Genomic DNA, 18,008 nt, shown 5'->3' on the forward strand with positions numbered 1-18,008 from the left:
CAGTTTAATCTACCAATAATGTCCTGGGGTCCGTCACAACGCCGGTCACGGCTGCGGCTGCCGCCACCAGGGGACTCGCCAGCATCGTCCGGGCGCCGGGACCCTGTCTGCCTTCGAAGTTGCGGTTGCTGGTGCTGACAGCATATTTACCTGCCGGTATTTTATCATCGTTCATCGCCAGACAGGCCGAACAGCCGGGCTGGCGCAGCTGGAACCCCGCAGCCGTCAGGATATCCAGTATCCCTTCTTCTTTTATCTGCTGCTCCACGATATGACTGCCCGGAACGATCCATGCCGTGACACCTTCGGCTTTTTTCCGGTTCTTTACAATAGAAGCAAAAGCGCGGAAGTCCTCGATGCGTCCATTGGTACAGCTGCCGATGAAGACATAATCCACTTTCTTGCCCAGCATGGCCTCATTCTCATGAAAGCCCATATAGTCCAGGGATTTTTCGTAAGTGCTCTTGCTACCACCGGCGGCATCTGCCAAAGGAATATTTTTGGTGATACCGATGCCCATACCAGGGTTGGTGCCGTAGGTGATCATGGGCTCGATGTCGGCAGCGGCGAAACGATATTCCTTATCGAAGACCGCTCCTTCTTCCGTCTTCAACGTCTTCCAGTAGGCCAGCGCCTTATCCCAGGCGGCGCCCGCAGGGGCCTTTTCCCGGCCTTTGATATAGTTGAAGGTCGTTTCATCCGGGGCGATCATGCCGCCGCGGGCGCCCATTTCAATACTCATGTTACAAACCGTCATCCGGCCTTCCATGCTCATGTTCCCGAATACTTCACCCGCAAATTCTACAAAGTAGCCCGTAGCGCCCGCTGCCGTCAGCCGGGAAATGATAAAGAGCACCACATCTTTTGGCGTAATGCCTTTGCCGAGGACGCCATCGACGCTGATCCGCATCTTCTTTGGCTTGGGCTGCATGATACATTGCGAGGACAAAACCATTTCCACTTCCGACGTTCCGATACCAAAAGCGATGGCGCCAAATGCCCCATGGGTGGACGTATGGCTGTCACCGCAAACGATCGTCATCCCGGGCAGGGTGATACCGTTTTCCGGACCGACCACATGCACGATCCCATTCTTCGGATTGCCAAGGCCCCAGTGCGAAATGCCATATTTGGCGGCATTCACTTCCAGCGCCTTCAACTGGTTGGCAGACAACGGGTCCTGCACCGGAAGGTGCTGGTTGATGGTAGGTGTATTATGATCGGCCGTCGCAAAGGTCTTTTCAGGAAACATCACCTTCAGCTTGCGGCTTTCCAGGCCAAGAAAAGCCACCGGGCTCGTCACTTCATGGATAAAATGCCGGTCGATAAAAAGCACATCGGGACCATCGGCTATCTTCCTCACCACATGAGAATCCCATACCTTGTCAAATAATGTAGCAGGTGTATTGCTCATTTTGCAGAATTTAAACAAGCCGCAAAATTCTTAAATAATCTCCATATAATAAGGTTTTACGCTATATTTTTTCTAAGCAAAGTCAGATTAGCGCATTTCATCCGGTATAAGATAACTATGGAGGAAAAAAGAGTAAGCAGTCCGATCACCAGCACGGAGGCCCTGATCCCAAAAGCATCGGCTACCAGCCCGGTGATAATGGCCCCGATGGGATAACCCAGGTCTCGCCAAAAACGAAAGACTCCCAGGCTTTTGGCCCGATCGGCAGGATGCGTGTTCTCCGCAACCGCCGCCAGAAAAGTAGGATATACCATGGCCGTGCCCCACCCGAGAACAGCAGAAAGCAGGATAAAGGACAGAAGCGTCCCGGCAAACAAAAAGGCCACCAGCGCCAACCCCTGCAGCAGCATACCCCAAAACAGCAGATCCCTTTTACAAAAATGATCGGCCATTTTCCCGGTAAACAATTGCCCTATTCCCCAGACGGCAGGATAAATAGCCGTCACCACCCCTATCTGCCCGATACTAAACCCCTTCGACGCCAGCAATATAGGCATTAGCCCCCAGGCCATCCCATCGTTGAGGTTATTGATCAGCCCCGCCTGCGAGACGGAACCAAGATTCTTATTCCGCCACGTAGTATCCCAAAAAATGGTTTTGAGCCTCGCAACCGGGCTTGTCGTCGTTTCCTGCGCAACATGCTGTTTAGTGTCTTTTACCAGCAGCCAGCTTCCGAGCAGCCCAAAGAGCGACAATAAGATGCCGATATAAAAGGGATACGGCCGAAAACCATAGGCCGAGGCGATCCAGCCGGTGCAAAAAGCCACTACCGCAACCGCCAGATAACCGGCAAACTCATTTAACCCCATCGCCAGGCCCCGTTGCTTCTCACCCACCAGGTCTATTTTCATGACAACCGTGCTGCTCCACGTCAAACCCTGGTTGATACCCAATAAAATATTGCCCGCGACGATCCAGTTCCAGCTATCGGCATACATCAATATCGGCGCGACGGGAAGGGCAAACAGCCAGCCAATGGTCAGCAGCTTCTTTCTTCCCACCTTGTTGGCCAGTGCCCCGGTGAAATAATTGGCAATGGCTTTTGTCAATCCAAAAACGATGATAAAGGAAAGAATAGCGGTCTTTGCCCCGATCTGAAAAGCGGATTCCGCCATCTGTGGGAGGATACTCCTTTCCAACCCGACCATGCCGCCGACAAAGGCGTTGATAATAACCAGCAGCGCAAACTGTTGCCGGTTCTCTTTTAATCCAAGTCTTACCTGATTCATGATTCAATAGTTTCAACAGGCAGACCCTTCATTTTCCAATCCGGGAACCCCTCCATCAATCTTTTTGCTTTAAACCCTCTTTTGGTAAGCAGGGCCACCGCCTCATCCGCAAACACACAAAAAGGTCCCCTGCAGTAAGCAACATATTCTTTGTTCTTAGGAAGATGATTGATTTTAGCGGCAAGCCCTTCCAGCGGTATGTTGATAGCCCCGCGGATATGCCCATTGTTAAACTCCTTTGCCGGGCGTACATCCAGCACCACGAGGTTGCGCGATCTCATCCGCGTCAGCAATTCATCCATCGGCAACGCTTCCAGGCTATTGCGCTTTTCCCGGAAATCCCTTATCAGCCGTTCCATCTCCGACAATTGGCTAAATCCCAGTTCGCGCAACATTTGCCACGATTTAGATACTTCTTCATGGGTCAACCGGTAATGTATATAATTCCCTTCCCGCCTCACCTCCACAAGATTGGCCTGCTTCAGCACTTGCAGATGCTGCGACGTGTTGGCGATGGACATGTTGGCTTCCTCCGCTATTTCCTCCACTGTTCGCTCACCCTGGCCCAGCAGATCCACGATCTCCAGCCGGTGAGGATTGGCCATCGCCTTGATCATCGCCGCCAGCAGGGAATAGGCCTTATCCTTAAAGATTCTTTTCTCCATTGCACAAAATTACGTAAATTCAAGTATTCAATAAAATAATTGAATACTAGGCGAAGGCGCCCTCAAAAAACTAGCCATATGAAGCCATCACTAACATTCATCGCCAGCGCCATGGTTTTCTTCGCAGCACCAACCTTGCAGGCGCAGCAACAACAGCAAACCCAACCCATGCTCGGGGAAAAAGCGCCGGCATTCGAATTGAAAGGCCTGGATGGAAAAGACTATGGGCTCGCGCAATGGAAGGACAAGGTCATCCTCCTGCATTTTTCCACCACCTGGTGCCCCTTCTGCAATGCGGAAGCGCCCAACTTGCAACAGCTTTACCAGTCGTACAAAGACAAAGGCGTGCAGGTAGTAGTCATCGATGTAAAGGAAGACAAAGAGCTGGTCGCCCAGTCCCTTCAGAAGTATGATTTCTCCTTTCCCGTGTTACTGGACACGAATGGGAAAGTGGCGGCCACCTATGCCCCGCCGGATGTCTTGCCCGATCTTAAAAGAGATGAAGTGGTGCTGGCAGCCAACCTGATCATTGACAGGGAGGGGAAAATTCGTTTCTATTCTTTGCTGAATTCGGCGGCTTTCGATGCAAAACTCACCGAGGCCCGCAAAAAACTGGATGCAATACTACAACAACCAATAGTGAGCTTATCGATCGATACGACTGTTGTCCAGCCGGGCAGGAAAACTATGGCTAACATCCGCGTAACGGTAAAAGAAGGCTATCACGTTCAGGCCAATATCGTCAACGATGCATCGCTCATCCCCGTCACGTTGCGAACAACGCCAAACAGTCTATTCACCATAGGCGCCACCATCTTCCCTCCCTACACCTTATTTCGGTTGGAAGGCGCCGCAAACGACCAGAATGTTTTCGAGTCGTCGTTCATCATTCGCCTTCCCATAAAACCTTCTGCTGATACCAAGACAGGGCTACACCACATCAAAGCGCAATTGCGCTACCAGGCCTGTGATGCCAGAACCTGCCTGTTTCCCCGAACCATCGATTTCGAGCTGCCTATAGTTATCCCGGCAAAACCATCCTCAAGCCCTCCAGTCTCCCATTCAACCCCCGCTCAAGCTCAATCCCCTCCACCAGTGTCCCCTGTATCCACTCCATAAACTCCGCCGGATGCGCCTCCTTCTTCCCCGTTCGCGCATTGATCCGTGTAAACCGCGTCCATAAAATGGTCTTCAGCTGCCGCGCCTCATCAAACATCAGCATCTCCACCATCAGGAAACTATCCCCCCACCCGATCAGCGCAGACTGGATACCGACGCGCTCATTATAGGTCACCGGCCGCAGATACCGGATCTCATGCTGACTCACCACAAAAAGATCCCCCCTTTGCGCCCACTCTTTCAGATCGATCCCATAATGCTCCTTCAAATGATCCTCGCGCGCATTCAAAAAATAGTCGATATACTTGCTGTTGTTCAGATGGCCCATCGGATCGCAATCATTGAACCGAACGGTATAAAAAGACATAGGCGTTTTTTCCATAATTGGCTAATTTAGTCCTGCAAACCTATACCCTGGAGTATAGTCCACAGTCAACAAAAACGCCAAAAAAATTTCATCACCCTCAAAAACAGGCCTATGCGCATCGGCGAACTGTCAAAAAGATCGGGTTTCAGCAGGGATACCATCCGTTTCTACGAGAAAAAAGGCCTTATCCGGCTGCCCGACGCCGGACGCGACAGATACCAGTTCAAAGACTATCCCGAAACCATCCTCAGACGCCTGCTGGCCATCCGTCAAATAAAGGAATTTGGCTTTACCCTCCAGGAAACCCTGGGCATGATCATCCTCTTCGAGGAAGGCGTCCTCGAACCCCAGCGCGGCATCCGCTTTGTACAACGGAAGATCGACCGCATCGACCAGAAGATACATGAACTCACCACCATCAAAAACCGCCTCCAACAAATTGTCGACACCTCTCCCACCGGCAACTGCCCCCTCGACAAAGTGCTCCAGGAGTCTATTCCGCTTTTAAACACCCCACAGGATTAACCCGCTGCGGCTCACTCGCTCCGCAAACTGTGGACGGGATTCGCTACAGCCGCGCGAAACGCCTGCCCACCCACTGTCACAAACGCCACCAGCACGGCAAGCAACCCCGCCAGCCCAAACACCCACCACGAGATACCGATGCGATAGGCAAAGCTCTGCAACCAGCTATCCATCACCGCCCACGTAACAGGGACGGCAATCACCAGCACCAGGAAGTCCCGCGACAACAGGTAGAGGAGGCTGCTCACAGAAGCGCCCAATACCTTGCGGATCCCGATCTCCTTCGTCCGCTGCAATACGTTATAGGCAGAAAGCCCAAGCAGGCCAAAACAGGCGATAGCCACCGCAAACAGGGCAAATAAGGCAAACACCTGCCCAAAACGCTCGTTCTCGGCATATTGCCGGTCGAACGCCTCATCGAGAAAATAATAGGTATAATTATCCCCGGGAAAATGCTTGTCCCATATCTTCCTCACCGCCGCGATCGTCGCCGCAGCATCAGTCGGCTCTATCTTAAGGGAATAATGGGCACGCCCATCCCTATTCGGCAACAGCACCAGCGGCTGGATGGCTTTTTGCAGTCCTTCATTGTGGAAGTCGGCGATGACACCAACGACCAGTGATGAATCAAAGGCTTTCGCACCCGTGGTCACCAATTGCCCCAACGCCGCTCGCGGGGACGCGAACCCAAGCGTGCGAACAGCCGTCTCATTCAACAGCACAGCCCTTCTGTCGCTGGGAAAATCCCGGGAAAAATTGCGTCCCGCCACCATCCTGATCCCGTAGCTGCCGACAAAGTCCTGGTCCACCCCCAGCATAAAGATCGAGACCTTACGTATGCCACCAGGATGCTGCATCCACCACCAATCGGTGTCCCACAAGATCTCCTCCCCCATCACATTCGACGAAGCGGTGATGCTCTTCACACCTTTCACTTGCAGCACTTCACCTTTAAAAGCATCAAAAGCCCCATGGTAAGCCGAATCCGTCAGGGCGCTGCGGGCCCCCCTCAACACCAGCGTACGATCGATATCCACGCCCAACCGCTGGCTGCGCATATAGATCACCTGGCGGTAAACGATCACCGTCCCCGCGATAAGAATGATGGAAGCTGCAAATTGCCCCACGATCAACCCCTTCCGCAGCCATTGCCCTCCCGCCGCATTCTTGAACAATCCTTTCAGCACGGCTACCGGCTGATACCGGGATAAAACCAGTGCCGGATAAATACCAGACAGCAGCGTCCCCGCAACAAACAACCCGGCGAAATATTCCCAATAAAGCCCCGGCAACGAGAAGATAGCCGTCAACGGGCGCCCCGTGAGCCGTCCAAACAGCGGGTTCGCCACCAGCACAACCGCAAGCGCCGCCACAAGGGCAACCACATTGAGCAACAGGCTCTCCAGCATAAATTGCCGGATCAACTCCTGGCGAACCGCCCCCAGCACCTTCCGCACCCCCACTTCCCGGGCCCGCTCCAGCGAACGCGCCGTAGAAAGATTGATATAGTTGATCCAGGCAATGGCGATGATAAAAAAGGCGATCAGGAAAAGAAAAGACACCGACTGCCCATCCCCGTTGGGTTCCGCCTCTTCGGTGTAATGGGAGTACAGATGAATATCCAGCAGCGGCATAACAGTAAGATTATACCGGTCCTTATCGGCAAGATTCTCCGGCAGGTTATTATAATACTTGTCGATAAAAGCCGGCATTTTGGCTGCAAACTGCTGACGGTTGGCCCCCTCCCGCAACAGGATATACGTGTAAAAGTCCGTCCAGCCCCAGCTGGTCTCAACCGGGTCATTCGGCTTGCCATAGGTGCCATTCACTACGCTATGGGTCTTATAGGATACCAGCAGGTCAAACTGCATGTGGGAATTGGCTGGGTAATCGGCGAATACGCCCGTCACCTCCAGCGACCAGGTACGTCCGTTGCCATGAAGGGTCAATGTCTTCCCGAGCGGGTCCTCGTGGCCGAAATATTTCTTCGCCGAAGTGGCCGACAACAACACCTTCGAGGGCGCCGACAGTGCTGTCTTCGCATCGCCTTCCAGCACGTGGACGCTGAAAATATCCACTGTGGCCGGGTCGGCATAATAGGCCTTCAATTCCTCGAACCGGACATTACGGATATCATTGGCCAGGATGAGGGGCGAATGCCGGAGCCGGCAGGCTTCCTCTACTTCCGGGAAATCCTTTTTCAATGTAGGCGCCAGCGCCGACATCGAAGACGCACAGGGCACCGTCATCACGCCGTTCTGGTATTCCTCATTCTGCACCCGGACGATCCTGCCGGCCTTGGGATTAAAACTTTCATAGCTGCGCTCATACGCCACATATTCGAAAATGAGCAGACAGCAGGCGATGCCCACCGTCAATCCCAAAATATTCAATACAGCATAACCCTTACGCTTACGCAGGTGGCGGACCGCGATCCGCAGCATACTTTTCAGCATGACCAATAATTTAAAATGAAAGATATTCCCAGTGTAGACAGCCAAGATACGAAAAAAAATGAGCCCCGCCGTAGATACAACAAGGCTCTGCAAAACCTCTCTATATGATGAGAGGCTCCAAAACTACGGCGCCCCTCCGGGGCGCCGCCACCATATCGCCCAACCCTTCCTCACCGGCGATATTCGCCTGTTTATTCCACTCATCTACCAAAAGGGCACTTTCGTCGACAGTAAGCAACATTCCTCCCTCCAATCCGATCCTTTTACTATAAATTGCCCGGTCAATCCCGGGCATGGCAGAACTCATGTACATAAAACTCTTCGATCGGCTGTCCCGCCAACGGATATTACTGCACATCCTGTTCTGGATCGCCGTCATCATCTTCCACTATTTCGTTTTCCATTTCGGCACCCCCTTGCGGATCCTGACCACCACCCTTGGCTTTCTGCCCGGACACATCCTCTTCGCCTATTCCCTCAACTATTTCCTCTTCCCAAAATTCGTCCTCAAAGGGAAACTCGTGCCCACCATCATCGGCTTCGCGGGCATCCTCACCTGTTGCTTGTTCTATGCCCGCTTTGCCGACGTCTACCTCGTTCACTATTCCGGCGAGCGTCAGATGTGGAGGCGAAACGAAACGCCGCTGAGTATCTACACACCCCGCACTATCTATGCCCTCTTCAGCACCGGCTGGATGGCCGTCACCATCAAACTGGTCAAATCCTGGTATCTCGAAAAACAACGCCAGCAACAGCTGGAAAAGGAAAAGCTCATCGTCGAGTTACAACTGCTGCGATCGCAGCTCCACCCCCACTTTCTCTTCAACACCCTCAACAGTCTGTACTCCTTTTGCCTCGAAAAGTCCGACCAGGCCCCGCAGCTCGTCCTGAAACTCTCCGCCCTCCTGCGCTATATTTTGTATGAATGCAATCCCCCCCTGATCCCGCTGACTACCGAGATCGACATCATAAAAAATTACCTGGCACTGGAAAGTATGCGTTTTGGCGACAGGCTCGATTGCAGCCTGCAGTTCACCGGTGACATTGCCGGCAAAACCATCGCACCACTGCTCATGCTCCCCTTCGTGGAGAACAGCATAAAACACGGTATCAGTAAACAGCTGGACAAAAGCTGGATCAGCCTCCACCTCCACGTAGAGGCTAATACGCTCACCTTCCAACTGATCAACAGCCGCGACGAAGCCGGACAAAGGCCGGCAGACCGCCACCCGGGCGGCCTGGGTCTGCATAATGTGCAAAAAAGACTGGAATTACTCTATCCCGGTACCCATACATTAAAATGCCTCGCCGACGAGGACACCTGGCAGGTCACCCTCGTCATCCGCCTGGCTTCATCCAAAGAAATGAACCATCATGCAATGGAAATGTCTCATCGTTGACGACGAACCACCCGCGCTAAAAATACTCCGATCCTATCTGGAAAGCACGGACAATCTGCAGTTGATAGGCGCCTGTCACAACGCTTTCGAAGCGATGCAGCTGCTCCGGCAACAACCGGTAGACCTCATCTTTCTCGACATCAGGATGCCCCGCCTGCTGGGGACGGAGTTCATCCGCACCCTGCGCCATCCGCCAAAGGTCATCTTCACCACCGCACACGCAGACTACGCGCTCGAAGGCTTCGACCTGGATGCAGTCGACTATCTGCTGAAACCTTTCTCTTTCGAACGCTTCCTCCGCGCCGTCAACAAATTCACGGGCGAAAGTCTCGCTACATCCGTAACCCCCGCGGCCGGCAAAACACTTGCTGCCGGCAGGTCACCCGCGGAAACCCCGGAAGCCGCCCCCTTTCTCTATTTCAGGGTCGACAGGAAAATGGTCAAGGTCCGCCTCGACGAGATCGTCTATATAGAAAGCTTAAAAGATTATAGCCGCATCATCCGCACCGATCAAAAGCCGCTCGTGATGAAAAAACCCATCGGCTCCATCGAAGAGATGCTGCCCGCTCATCTCTTCCTGCGCATCCACCGCTCTTTCATCATCGCCATCCACAAGGTCACCGCCTACACCCATACCGGTGTCGAGATCGGCGGGCAAGATATCCCTGTCGGCAAACTCTACCGCCATCAGCTGGAAAAACTCGCCCTTTCCGGTCCCCGCTGATGCCCGCCCATCCCACCGGGCGGCCGCGCCCCTTTCATCTCTTCCAGCATCTCCAATATCCCCTCATTCTTCAATATCAGCATCCCTACCCGCTCGTTGGAGACCCCGCTCCGCAGCTTATAACTATACCAGGGCACCCCACCCTCCATCCGCGACTCGAAACAGGCAAAGACGATATTCGGATTCCGCTCCAACCCCGCAGCAATCTCCACAATATGCGTCGAGATCAGAAAAAGACTCCCGCCGATGCCCGCAAGCCCATCGATCACCTGCAACGAAGCATCGGACGCATCCTTGACATTCGTTCCCCGAAACAGCTCATCGAAGATCACCACCATCTTCCGCTTCTCCTTCACCTTCATCACCACCTCTTTCACCCGCCTCACCTCGGTATAGAAATGGCTATACCCCTGGCTGATATTGTCGGCAAGGTTGACGGTCGTGATAAGGCCGTTGAACAAGGTCGTCTCCCAATACCGGGCCGGCACCGGGAATCCCACGTGCGAGAAATAAACCGCCAGCCCCATCGACTTCAGAAAAGTCGACTTACCAGCCATATTGGCTCCGCTGATAAAACACAGGTTCGCCTTCCCATCCATCTGAAAGTCATTGGCCACCGCATTGGCAATCAGCGGATGAAAAACGCCGTGAGCCTGTATCGCCGGGCTCGCTGCCTCACTATAGTGCGGAAACGACCAATCGTATTGCTGGGCCGCCCGGGCCACCGCTACATAGGCATCCCATTCATACAGCAAATCGAGTATCCGGCGCAGTGAGACCTTACCCGCCCCGCGAAAAAAATGATCACACCGCGCAATTTCCCTCATCGTCAGCGGATGCTCGGGGGTGAAAAGGATGGCCTTGACCCGGGAGTCGAAGAGCAGCTCCAGCATTTCCAGCACCTCGCTGACCAGCGCATCGGGACAACCGCACTCCAGCCACTCTTCCGCCTGTACCACAAGATGCCGCAGAACACCAACCGTCCGCCTCACTCCATTGGTTATCGTATAATAATCCGGCGATTGCTTTAATTGATTTCGCAGGGTATAGATCGCCGCATCAAAGAATACCCCCGGGAAAAGCCCGATACCACAAGTAGCATAATGCTCTATTGTCCTCAGCTGTTCCCGATCGATATGCAGATCGACCCCGTTGTCGGCAAAGAACCGGATAGTGTCCCGCCGCGCCTCCAGCAGCTCCCGCTGATTGGATGGCGACTTTAATAGTTGCTCCAGGACATCGCCACCACCTGTCGTCTTCACCTTGTTAAGGAGCTCGAATACCAATCCCCGTCTTCCATGGTCAAACAGGTCAAGGTCTTTCCAGGTCTGCTTGTCCACCTCGAATCCCGCCTCCTGCTCACTCTCCAAAACGCCACCATCCACACCGGACTCCCCACGAACAAATGTACCCTTCGGCACATACCCCCGCGTTTCCAGCTCTTCCTTCCTGCGGATACCGATCGCCCGCCCATTGTCCAACAGCACCAGCCGGTCGCTGACACTGATGATGGGCCGATATATATGATCGGTAATAATAAATCCCTTCCGGCTACGGTACTCCTTTATCAGCTCCATCACCCGCTCCTGGTACAGCGGTTCTATCCCCGAAAAAGGTTCGTCCAGCAGTACGAACGGCGCAGGCAGATGCAGTAACAACAGCACCTCCAGGTAACGCAGCTCTCCCTCGCTCAAGGCCGTTACCCGCTTTCGCAGATGGGGACTGATCCGCTCGTCGGCCAGCACCTGGCTCACCTCCAGGGCATCGGTAACATACAGCTTGATGAGGCTGCGCACCGAAAGATCGGGCGGTAAAAATCCATGCTGCGGCAGATAGGTGATCCACCTGCCGCGCAGCGACACCGGAGATAGGCTCCGGCCATCGATCCGGACGCTACGATCCGGGGTGGCCTGGGTGCCAAACAATACTTTGAGCAAAGTGGATTTGCCTGCGCCATTACGCCCCAACAACCCGACAACCTCACCGGTGCGGCATTGCAGGTAAATATCCGATAGCAGCTTTCTGCCGCCCAGCTCCACAAGGATACTGTCGGCTTCCAGGACATGTTCGGTCATCGGAGATTGTTTTTTACGACCAGGAGCACCACCGCCAACACAATATTAAACAGGATGGCACTGCCATACAGCACCCCTTTTGAGAGCCCGAGATTGAAAAAGAAATAATATTGATGTCCGCGTTGCCGCTCGTAGAAGTAAGACGATAAAAAAGCTCCGCCTGTTACAAGAGAAAAACAAAACGTCTTCAGACCATCGAGCCCCGAAGCCCAGCCCAGGAGGGCGATCAAAAGAGAAACAACAAAGTTCACCCTCAGCAGGTGCTTATAATATAGGAAACATGCCTTGATCTTCGCTGTTAGCATGGCGCATGGATTAGCACGCCCAAACTAATAAAAAACAATTCCCCCGCTAAATCCGGCAGCGTTAAAGATTGCCTAAATCGCTCGTCACGCCCCTCGCCCCTTAAGCCCCCCTGGCCATATCCACCCTATCCCGATTGGCGCCTGTCCATTGTCTCCTGAGATCCTGCGGCGACCGGCCCGTCCATTTCTTGAACGCCCTGCTGAAGGCACTCAATTCATTATACCCGAGCATAAAAGAGATCTCCTTCAACGGGTAGTCGCTGCTCCGCAGGTAGTGCATAGCCGTCGCCTTCCGCACCGACTCCGCGAGTTCCCCATAAGAAACTCCTTCTTCCTTCAACCGGCGTTGCAGACTTCGCGTACTCAGGTGGAGATTGGCCGCCACCTGCTGTAGAGAAGGTACTCCGAGATACGTATTATTCTCCAGCAACCGGCTGATATGCCCGGACAGCGTCTCCTCCTTCGCCGCCCGGCTACCGGCACTGGCCCGCAATTGCCCCGCCCGCTCCAGCAACACCTGTTGCAGGCTGAAACTGGCGGCGACGATCGGCTCATTCCAAAAATCATTGCTGAATTCCATTCGGTATCGCTTCCCTGGTTTGATCCTGTCACACCGCAACACCCTTCGCAACTCGCCCAGCGAAGCCCGCTCATACGGCATTTCCACGGCTACCGGTTCTATCTTCGTAAAAAGCAGCCCATCCAGCTCGTGCAGCACAAAAGCCATCGACAGCTCGAGCAATTGTTTCCGCAACACGGGGAAAGCGTCCGTCTTCTCCTTGATAGGGATGAACTCCGCGACAAAGGTCTTTTTACCATTTGTCACCTTCGTCCGGAAAAGATCGGTCAGCAATTCCGTAAAATCCGCGCAATGCTGAAATGCTTCCCCTACAGTATGGCTGTTCCTGATCACCTCACAGGTAAGCGAATTCGTCCCCCGCTTTTCCCCATGGCGCGAAATGTCAATCGTTTGGCGCCAATTGGTAAGGCCCGGACCTCCCCCTGCCGCTAATTTTGTTGAAAACGTAAACAAATGGAAAACGCAACAAAAAAAACAGTCGAATCGTTCCTCAACGCATTATTGAATGGCGACATGGAAACCGTGGCCGGACTCATCCATCCCGACGTAAAATGGACCCAGCCTGGCAACAACCGCTTCTCCGGCATCCGTAACAGCGCCGCCGAAGTCTTCGAAATGTCCGCGGGCTGGCAGGCCGTCAGCGAAGGCACATTCCGGCTCACGGGGTTTTCGCCTATCGGCGTCAACGGCGACGAAGTAGCCTGTATCCTCCACTTCAAAGCCACCAGCCCCGGCGACGGCCTCGATATCGACAACATCGATGTGTATTCGGTGAGAGATAATAAGATCGCCTCCGCAAAGATCTTCTCGCTCGACCAGCAGGCCGAGGACAGCTTCTGGGGTAACTAACCTGCCGTGAGCCGTGGGGTTGCAATCGTCCGGTCCTCCGGCTCCCGCCGCATCATCGTCCGAAATGTCAAATTGATCCGCGGCAACCGCACCTTTTTCATCTTGGGGAGGCTATGCAGCCACCGGTCCTGCGTAGCCCCCCTCATCACCAAAAGACTGCCCGCAGCCAGCATCACCTCAACGATCTGCTTACTCTCCTTGTGCCTGAACAGAAACCGCCGCCCGGCGCCAAAACTCAACGAAGCGATCGCCCCATCCGGCTGTAACTCCTTTTCATCATCGCTATGCCAGGCCATCCCCTCATCCCCATCATGATAGAGGTTCAACAGACAGCTGTTATACTGCACCCCCGTCAGCCCCTCCGTCAATCCCTTCAGCTCCATCAGCTCCGGGGTCCAGGGCAGCGCCTGCCGGACAACACCTGAATACTTATACCCATAGTCGCTGTCCCCATACCACGCTACCTTCCGCTTGGTAATAATATGGCGGCCAAAGATCACCGCTTCGTCATTGCGCCATTCAATCCCCGCCATCAGCTTTTCCAAAAACCGCCGCGCCGCAGCCGGCTCAATGACGTTTCCATAGTAATCCGCCTGCCCGTCAAATGGTAATAAGTTGATAACCGACTCAGTAGCAAATAGATTTCTCGTTGTCATACCCCAAAATTATCCTAAATACGGCCTTTCGAAAACCCGTAACTTGCTCACTTTAGCCCCCCTCCCCTCCACCAGCGGTACCCCAATCTTAAAAATAATTCCTTATTATTGTGTCATCCTGACATAAAGAAACCATAAACTAACAACACACATGAAAGGATATTGCCTGCCAACAAAGAGTCTGATCATGATGATGATCATGGTCGCCTTCCTGTCCTCCTGCTCCCACCACAGACCCGGCAAACCATTGGTCCTCATCTTTAGCAAGACTGCCGGCTTCCACCATGAATCTATTGCCGATGGCAACGCAGCCATCAGGCAGTTGGGAACCCAGAACAACTTCGAGGTCGACACTACTACCGACGCCACGTGGTTCACCGACGACACCCTGAAGAAATACTCTGCCGTCATCTTCCTCAGCACGACGGGCGATGTCCTCGACTACCGGCAACGCGGTGCCCTCGAACGCTATATCCAGTCCGGCGGCGGCTTTGTCGGCATCCACGCTGCGGCCGACGCGGAATACGACTGGCACTGGTATGGCCGCCTGGTAGGAGGTTACTTCCTCGACCACCCCGGCATCCACGATAGCTTCCCCAATGTCCAGGAAGGTGTTCTCAACATCGTCGACGCCAACAACCCTGCCACCCAATTCCTGCCAAAACAATGGAAGCGAAAAGACGAATTCTACAGTTATAAAGAATTGAACAAGGACGTTCATGTCCTGCTCACCATCGACGAGACCAGCTACAAAGGCGGCCACAAAATGGGCGATCACCCGATGGCCTGGGAGCATGACTATGACGGTGGCCGCGCCTTCTACACCGAGCTCGGCCATACAAAAGAAAGCTACACGGAAGACAATTACCTTAAACACATCCTCGCCGGCATCCAATACGCCATCGGGGACAACAACGAGCTCGACTATGCAAAGGCGAAATCCCCCATCCCCCCGGATGAAGATCGCTTTGTAAAGACCCAGCTGTTCACGGGACAGCTCTACGAACCTACCGAGATGACCATCCTTCCCAACCTGGACATCCTCATCATCCAGCGCCGCGGCGCCATCGCGCTGTACAAACACGATACCAAACAGGTGAAACAGGTGGGATATTTTGATGTCTACTGTAAAACGCTCCACACACCCGGCGTCAACGCCGAAGAAGGCATGCTGGGCCTGGCCAAAGACCCTGACTTTGCCACCAACCATTATGTTTACATCTATTACAGCCCTGCCGATAGCTCGGTCAACCGGCTCTCCCGTTTCACCTTTATAAACGATACCCTCGACAACGCCACCGAGAAAACCATCCTCGAAGTAAAAGCGCAGCGCGAGATCTGCTGCCACACCGGCGGCTCCATCGCCTTCGGCCCCGACAAGCTGCTCTATTTCTCCGCGGGCGACAACTCCACGCCTTTCGATGAGAAAGGCGTCCCTTATGTCAACCACGGCTTCGCTCCCCTCGACGACATCCCCGGCCATCTGCAGTATGACGCCCGACGGTCTGCCGGCAACAGTAACGACCTGCGGGGCAAGATCATGCGGCTAAAGATAAACCCCGACGGCAGCTACGATATTCCTCCGGGCAACCTTTTCCCCAAAGGAGCAGCAAAAACCCGCCCCGAGATCTATGTCATGGGCGATCGCAATCCCTATCGCATCTCCGTAGACCAGAAGAACAGTTATCTTTATTGGGGAGAAGTAGGCCCCGATGCCAACGATGACAGCTTCGCCACCCGTGGCCCCCGCGGCTATGACGAGGTCAACCAGGCAAGAAAAGCCGGGTTCTTTGGCTGGCCCCTCTTCGTAGGCGACAACTACGCCTATCACGAATATGACTATGCGACAGGTAAGAGCGGTCCCGCCTTCGACCCCCAACATCCCATCAATGACTCTCGCAACAACACCGGCCTCCGCGATCTGCCGCCGGCACAACCTGCCTTCATCTGGTATCCTTACGGACCCTCACCCGACTTCCCCGAAGTAGGAACGGGTGGACGAAATGCCATGGCCGGACCGGTATACTACACCGATCTGTTCCCCGACTCCACGCGGTACCCCGACTACTACAACGGGAAACTCATCATATACGAGTGGATGCGCGGCTGGATGAAGGCCGTGACTATGCAACCCAACGGCGACTTCGACAAGATGGAGCCCTTCGCCCCCGGCGTAAAAATGAATTCGGTCATCGATATGGAGGTCGGCCCCGACGGGAAGCTCTACCTCCTGGAATACGGCACCGGTTGGTTCACCAAAAACCCCGACGCGGGCCTGGCCCGCGTCGATTACATTGCTGGTAACCGGGCGCCCGTCGTCACGGCGGTCACCGTCGACAGAACCTCCGGCCTCCTGCCCTTCACCGTTAAAGCCACTGCAACGGCCAAAGACCCGGAGAAAGGCAAACTCACCTACACCTGGGATCTCGGCAACGGCACAAAGAAAGTGACCACCGAACCCACTCTCGATTACACCTATAGCACCGCCGGCGATTATACAATCACCGTCCAGGCAAAAGACGACCAGGGCGCCACGGCAAACAGCGAAGGCGTTTCCGTCTATGCCGGCAATGAAGAACCGAAAGTGTCCATCGAACTAAAAAGCGGCAACAAGTCGTTCTATATGCCTGGCACCCCCGTCGGCTACACTGTCGACGTAAAAGACAACGACACCGCCAAATTCGACCCCGCCAACCTGTACGTCTCTGTGGATTACGTCCAGAGCTATTACAAGAATGCCGTCCCCATGGGCCACCAACAAGGTCAGGCAAGCGTCAGCGGGAAACTGCTCACTCAGACCCTCGACTGCAAAAGCTGTCACAAGGAAGCCGACAAATCCATCGGCCCGGCCTTCGTGCTGGTGGCGCAGAAATACCAAAAAGATCCGAAAGCCGCCAGCTATCTCACACAAAAGATCATCAAAGGCGGCAGCGGAGTATGGGGCGATGTTGCCATGTCCGCTCATCCCAACATCTCCCCCGAAGACGTCAACCAGATAGTCACCTGGATCCTCTCCCTCGGCAATAAAACGGCCATTAAGAAGTCTCTGCCCCAATCCGGCGCCATCACCCCGTCGAAGGACACAAAGCCCGGTGATAACATGGTCATCACCGCAAGCTACACCGACAAAGGCGGTAACAACATAAAAGCCCTCACCGGCAAAGCCACCGTCAGCCTCCGCAGCAACACGATGTATTTCACCGGTAAGGAAAAAGTAAAAGGATTCAATCCCTTCCTATACAACGGCCACAACGTGATGGTCTTCCCCTCCGGCGAAGGTTATCTCTCTTCCGATAGCGTCGACCTCACCGGCGTCCGCTACATCAGCCTCACCTGCGGGTGGCAGGCGCCGCCAAAAATGCCGCTCGGCTTCGAGGCAAGACTGGATGGCCCTGACGGCAAACTATTGGGCAAGGCAGCGATAACTCCCTCCCCGGGTAAGCCGGGCGCCCTGGCCTTCGCCATCGCCACCCTCCCCATCAGTGCGATAACGGACGGCAGCAGCCACACCGTCTATTTCCTCTACAAGTCCAAAGAACCCATCTCAGGCGGAATACTATCCTTAACCTTTAATTCAAAATAAC

At 54.1% G+C, this 18,008-nt stretch carries 15 protein-coding genes; 6 read left to right on the forward strand and 9 right to left on the reverse strand.

Annotation, left to right across the window (positions count from 1 at the left end; all coding sequences use genetic code 11):
- Positions 1-4: 4 nt before the first annotated feature.
- Genes leuC through IEY39_RS08370 form a run of 3 tightly spaced genes read right to left on the reverse strand, consistent with a single transcriptional unit; the run spans position 5 to position 3,368 of the window.
- The gene (gene leuC, locus IEY39_RS08360) at positions 5-1,414 is read right to left on the reverse strand and encodes a 3-isopropylmalate dehydratase large subunit (RefSeq protein ID WP_188930486.1); all 1,410 of its coding nucleotides are present in this window, start codon (positions 1,412-1,414) and stop codon (positions 5-7) included.
- Positions 1,415-1,470: 56 nt separating this feature from the next.
- On the reverse strand, positions 1,471-2,703 hold the full coding sequence (locus tag IEY39_RS08365; protein ID WP_188930488.1) for an MFS transporter: 1,233 nt from the start codon (positions 2,701-2,703) through the stop codon (positions 1,471-1,473).
- Positions 2,700-3,368 (reverse strand): metalloregulator ArsR/SmtB family transcription factor, encoded by a 669-nt coding sequence (locus IEY39_RS08370; RefSeq protein WP_188930490.1) that lies wholly within the window; start codon positions 3,366-3,368, stop codon positions 2,700-2,702. Before IEY39_RS08370 ends, IEY39_RS08365 begins: the two co-directional genes overlap by 4 nt.
- A 78-nt stretch (positions 3,369-3,446) precedes the next feature.
- Here IEY39_RS08370 and IEY39_RS08375 point away from each other — a divergent pair, with 78 nt between their 5' ends.
- On the forward strand, positions 3,447-4,487 hold the full coding sequence (locus IEY39_RS08375) for a TlpA family protein disulfide reductase (protein ID WP_188930492.1): 1,041 nt from the start codon (positions 3,447-3,449) through the stop codon (positions 4,485-4,487).
- Here the strand turns inward: IEY39_RS08375 and IEY39_RS08380 are convergent.
- A complete protein-coding gene (locus IEY39_RS08380) occupies positions 4,390-4,869 on the reverse strand; it encodes an acyl-CoA thioesterase (protein ID WP_229688828.1) in 480 nt (159 codons plus the stop codon). The two genes, IEY39_RS08375 and IEY39_RS08380, sit on opposite strands and share 98 nt — an antisense overlap.
- A gap of 96 nt (positions 4,870-4,965) precedes the next feature.
- On the opposite strand from IEY39_RS08380, the gene IEY39_RS08385 reads away from it, so the two are divergent.
- Positions 4,966-5,379, forward strand: a complete 414-nt coding sequence (locus IEY39_RS08385; RefSeq protein ID WP_188930494.1) for a MerR family transcriptional regulator — start codon at positions 4,966-4,968, stop codon at positions 5,377-5,379.
- Between the two features lie 11 nt (positions 5,380-5,390).
- Here the strand turns inward: IEY39_RS08385 and IEY39_RS08390 are convergent, their stop codons facing one another.
- Positions 5,391-7,835 (reverse strand): ABC transporter permease, encoded by a 2,445-nt coding sequence (locus IEY39_RS08390; protein WP_188930496.1) that lies wholly within the window; start codon positions 7,833-7,835, stop codon positions 5,391-5,393.
- Between the two features lie 293 nt (positions 7,836-8,128).
- Here IEY39_RS08390 and IEY39_RS08395 point away from each other — a divergent pair, with 293 nt between their 5' ends.
- Positions 8,129-9,235: a sensor histidine kinase gene (locus tag IEY39_RS08395; RefSeq protein WP_188930498.1), complete on the forward strand. Its 1,107-nt coding sequence runs from the start codon at positions 8,129-8,131 to the stop codon at positions 9,233-9,235.
- Positions 9,210-9,959, forward strand: coding sequence for a LytR/AlgR family response regulator transcription factor (locus IEY39_RS08400; RefSeq protein ID WP_188930500.1), 750 nt, complete (start codon positions 9,210-9,212; stop codon positions 9,957-9,959). Before IEY39_RS08395 ends, IEY39_RS08400 begins: the two co-directional genes overlap by 26 nt.
- On the opposite strand, the gene IEY39_RS08405 is transcribed toward IEY39_RS08400, so the two are convergent.
- The 3 genes from IEY39_RS08405 to IEY39_RS08415 all read right to left on the reverse strand — a co-directional run bounded on the left by IEY39_RS08405 (position 9,923) and on the right by IEY39_RS08415 (position 13,372).
- On the reverse strand, positions 9,923-12,034 hold the full coding sequence (locus IEY39_RS08405; RefSeq protein WP_188930502.1) for a MutS-related protein: 2,112 nt from the start codon (positions 12,032-12,034) through the stop codon (positions 9,923-9,925). The genes IEY39_RS08400 and IEY39_RS08405 overlap by 37 nt on opposite strands.
- A complete protein-coding gene (locus IEY39_RS08410) occupies positions 12,031-12,339 on the reverse strand; it encodes a hypothetical protein (protein WP_188930505.1) in 309 nt (102 codons plus the stop codon). Before IEY39_RS08410 ends, IEY39_RS08405 begins: the two co-directional genes overlap by 4 nt.
- Before the next feature lie 100 nt (positions 12,340-12,439).
- Positions 12,440-13,372 (reverse strand): AraC family transcriptional regulator, encoded by a 933-nt coding sequence (locus IEY39_RS08415; protein WP_262892851.1) that lies wholly within the window; start codon positions 13,370-13,372, stop codon positions 12,440-12,442.
- On the opposite strand from IEY39_RS08415, the gene IEY39_RS08420 reads away from it, so the two are divergent.
- Entirely contained in the window at positions 13,373-13,768 is a 396-nt protein-coding gene (locus IEY39_RS08420; protein WP_188930509.1) for a nuclear transport factor 2 family protein, read from the forward strand.
- Here IEY39_RS08420 and IEY39_RS08425 read toward each other — a convergent pair.
- On the reverse strand, positions 13,765-14,424 hold the full coding sequence (locus tag IEY39_RS08425; RefSeq protein ID WP_188930511.1) for an alpha-ketoglutarate-dependent dioxygenase AlkB family protein: 660 nt from the start codon (positions 14,422-14,424) through the stop codon (positions 13,765-13,767). The two genes, IEY39_RS08420 and IEY39_RS08425, sit on opposite strands and share 4 nt — an antisense overlap.
- Before the next feature lie 151 nt (positions 14,425-14,575).
- On the opposite strand from IEY39_RS08425, the gene IEY39_RS08430 reads away from it, so the two are divergent.
- Positions 14,576-18,007, forward strand: coding sequence for a ThuA domain-containing protein (locus tag IEY39_RS08430; RefSeq protein WP_188930513.1), 3,432 nt, complete (start codon positions 14,576-14,578; stop codon positions 18,005-18,007).
- Position 18,008 lies beyond the last annotated feature (1 nt).

Source organism: Puia dinghuensis (genome assembly GCF_014642875.1).
Classification (GTDB): domain Bacteria; phylum Bacteroidota; class Bacteroidia; order Chitinophagales; family Chitinophagaceae; genus Puia; species Puia dinghuensis.

Excerpts from the sequence above, each read along its gene's own strand:
- IEY39_RS08370 (WP_188930490.1), bottom strand. The coding sequence starts at position 3,368 with ATGGAGAAAAGAATCTTTAAGGATAAGGCCTATTCCCTGCTGGCGGCG.
- IEY39_RS08395 (WP_188930498.1), top strand. The coding sequence starts at position 8,129 with ATGGCAGAACTCATGTACATAAAACTCTTCGATCGGCTGTCCCGCCAA.
- IEY39_RS08365 (WP_188930488.1), bottom strand. The coding sequence starts at position 2,703 with ATGAATCAGGTAAGACTTGGATTAAAAGAGAACCGGCAACAGTTTGCG.
- leuC (WP_188930486.1), bottom strand. The coding sequence starts at position 1,414 with ATGAGCAATACACCTGCTACATTATTTGACAAGGTATGGGATTCTCAT.
- IEY39_RS08375 (WP_188930492.1), top strand. The coding sequence starts at position 3,447 with ATGAAGCCATCACTAACATTCATCGCCAGCGCCATGGTTTTCTTCGCA.
- IEY39_RS08385 (WP_188930494.1), top strand. The coding sequence starts at position 4,966 with ATGCGCATCGGCGAACTGTCAAAAAGATCGGGTTTCAGCAGGGATACC.
- IEY39_RS08405 (WP_188930502.1), bottom strand. The coding sequence starts at position 12,034 with ATGACCGAACATGTCCTGGAAGCCGACAGTATCCTTGTGGAGCTGGGC.
- IEY39_RS08430 (WP_188930513.1), top strand. The coding sequence starts at position 14,576 with ATGAAAGGATATTGCCTGCCAACAAAGAGTCTGATCATGATGATGATC.
- IEY39_RS08420 (WP_188930509.1), top strand. The coding sequence starts at position 13,373 with ATGGAAAACGCAACAAAAAAAACAGTCGAATCGTTCCTCAACGCATTA.
- IEY39_RS08410 (WP_188930505.1), bottom strand. The coding sequence starts at position 12,339 with ATGCTAACAGCGAAGATCAAGGCATGTTTCCTATATTATAAGCACCTG.
- IEY39_RS08400 (WP_188930500.1), top strand. The coding sequence starts at position 9,210 with ATGCAATGGAAATGTCTCATCGTTGACGACGAACCACCCGCGCTAAAA.
- IEY39_RS08390 (WP_188930496.1), bottom strand. The coding sequence starts at position 7,835 with ATGCTGAAAAGTATGCTGCGGATCGCGGTCCGCCACCTGCGTAAGCGT.
- IEY39_RS08425 (WP_188930511.1), bottom strand. The coding sequence starts at position 14,424 with ATGACAACGAGAAATCTATTTGCTACTGAGTCGGTTATCAACTTATTA.
- IEY39_RS08380 (WP_229688828.1), bottom strand. The coding sequence starts at position 4,869 with ATGGAAAAAACGCCTATGTCTTTTTATACCGTTCGGTTCAATGATTGC.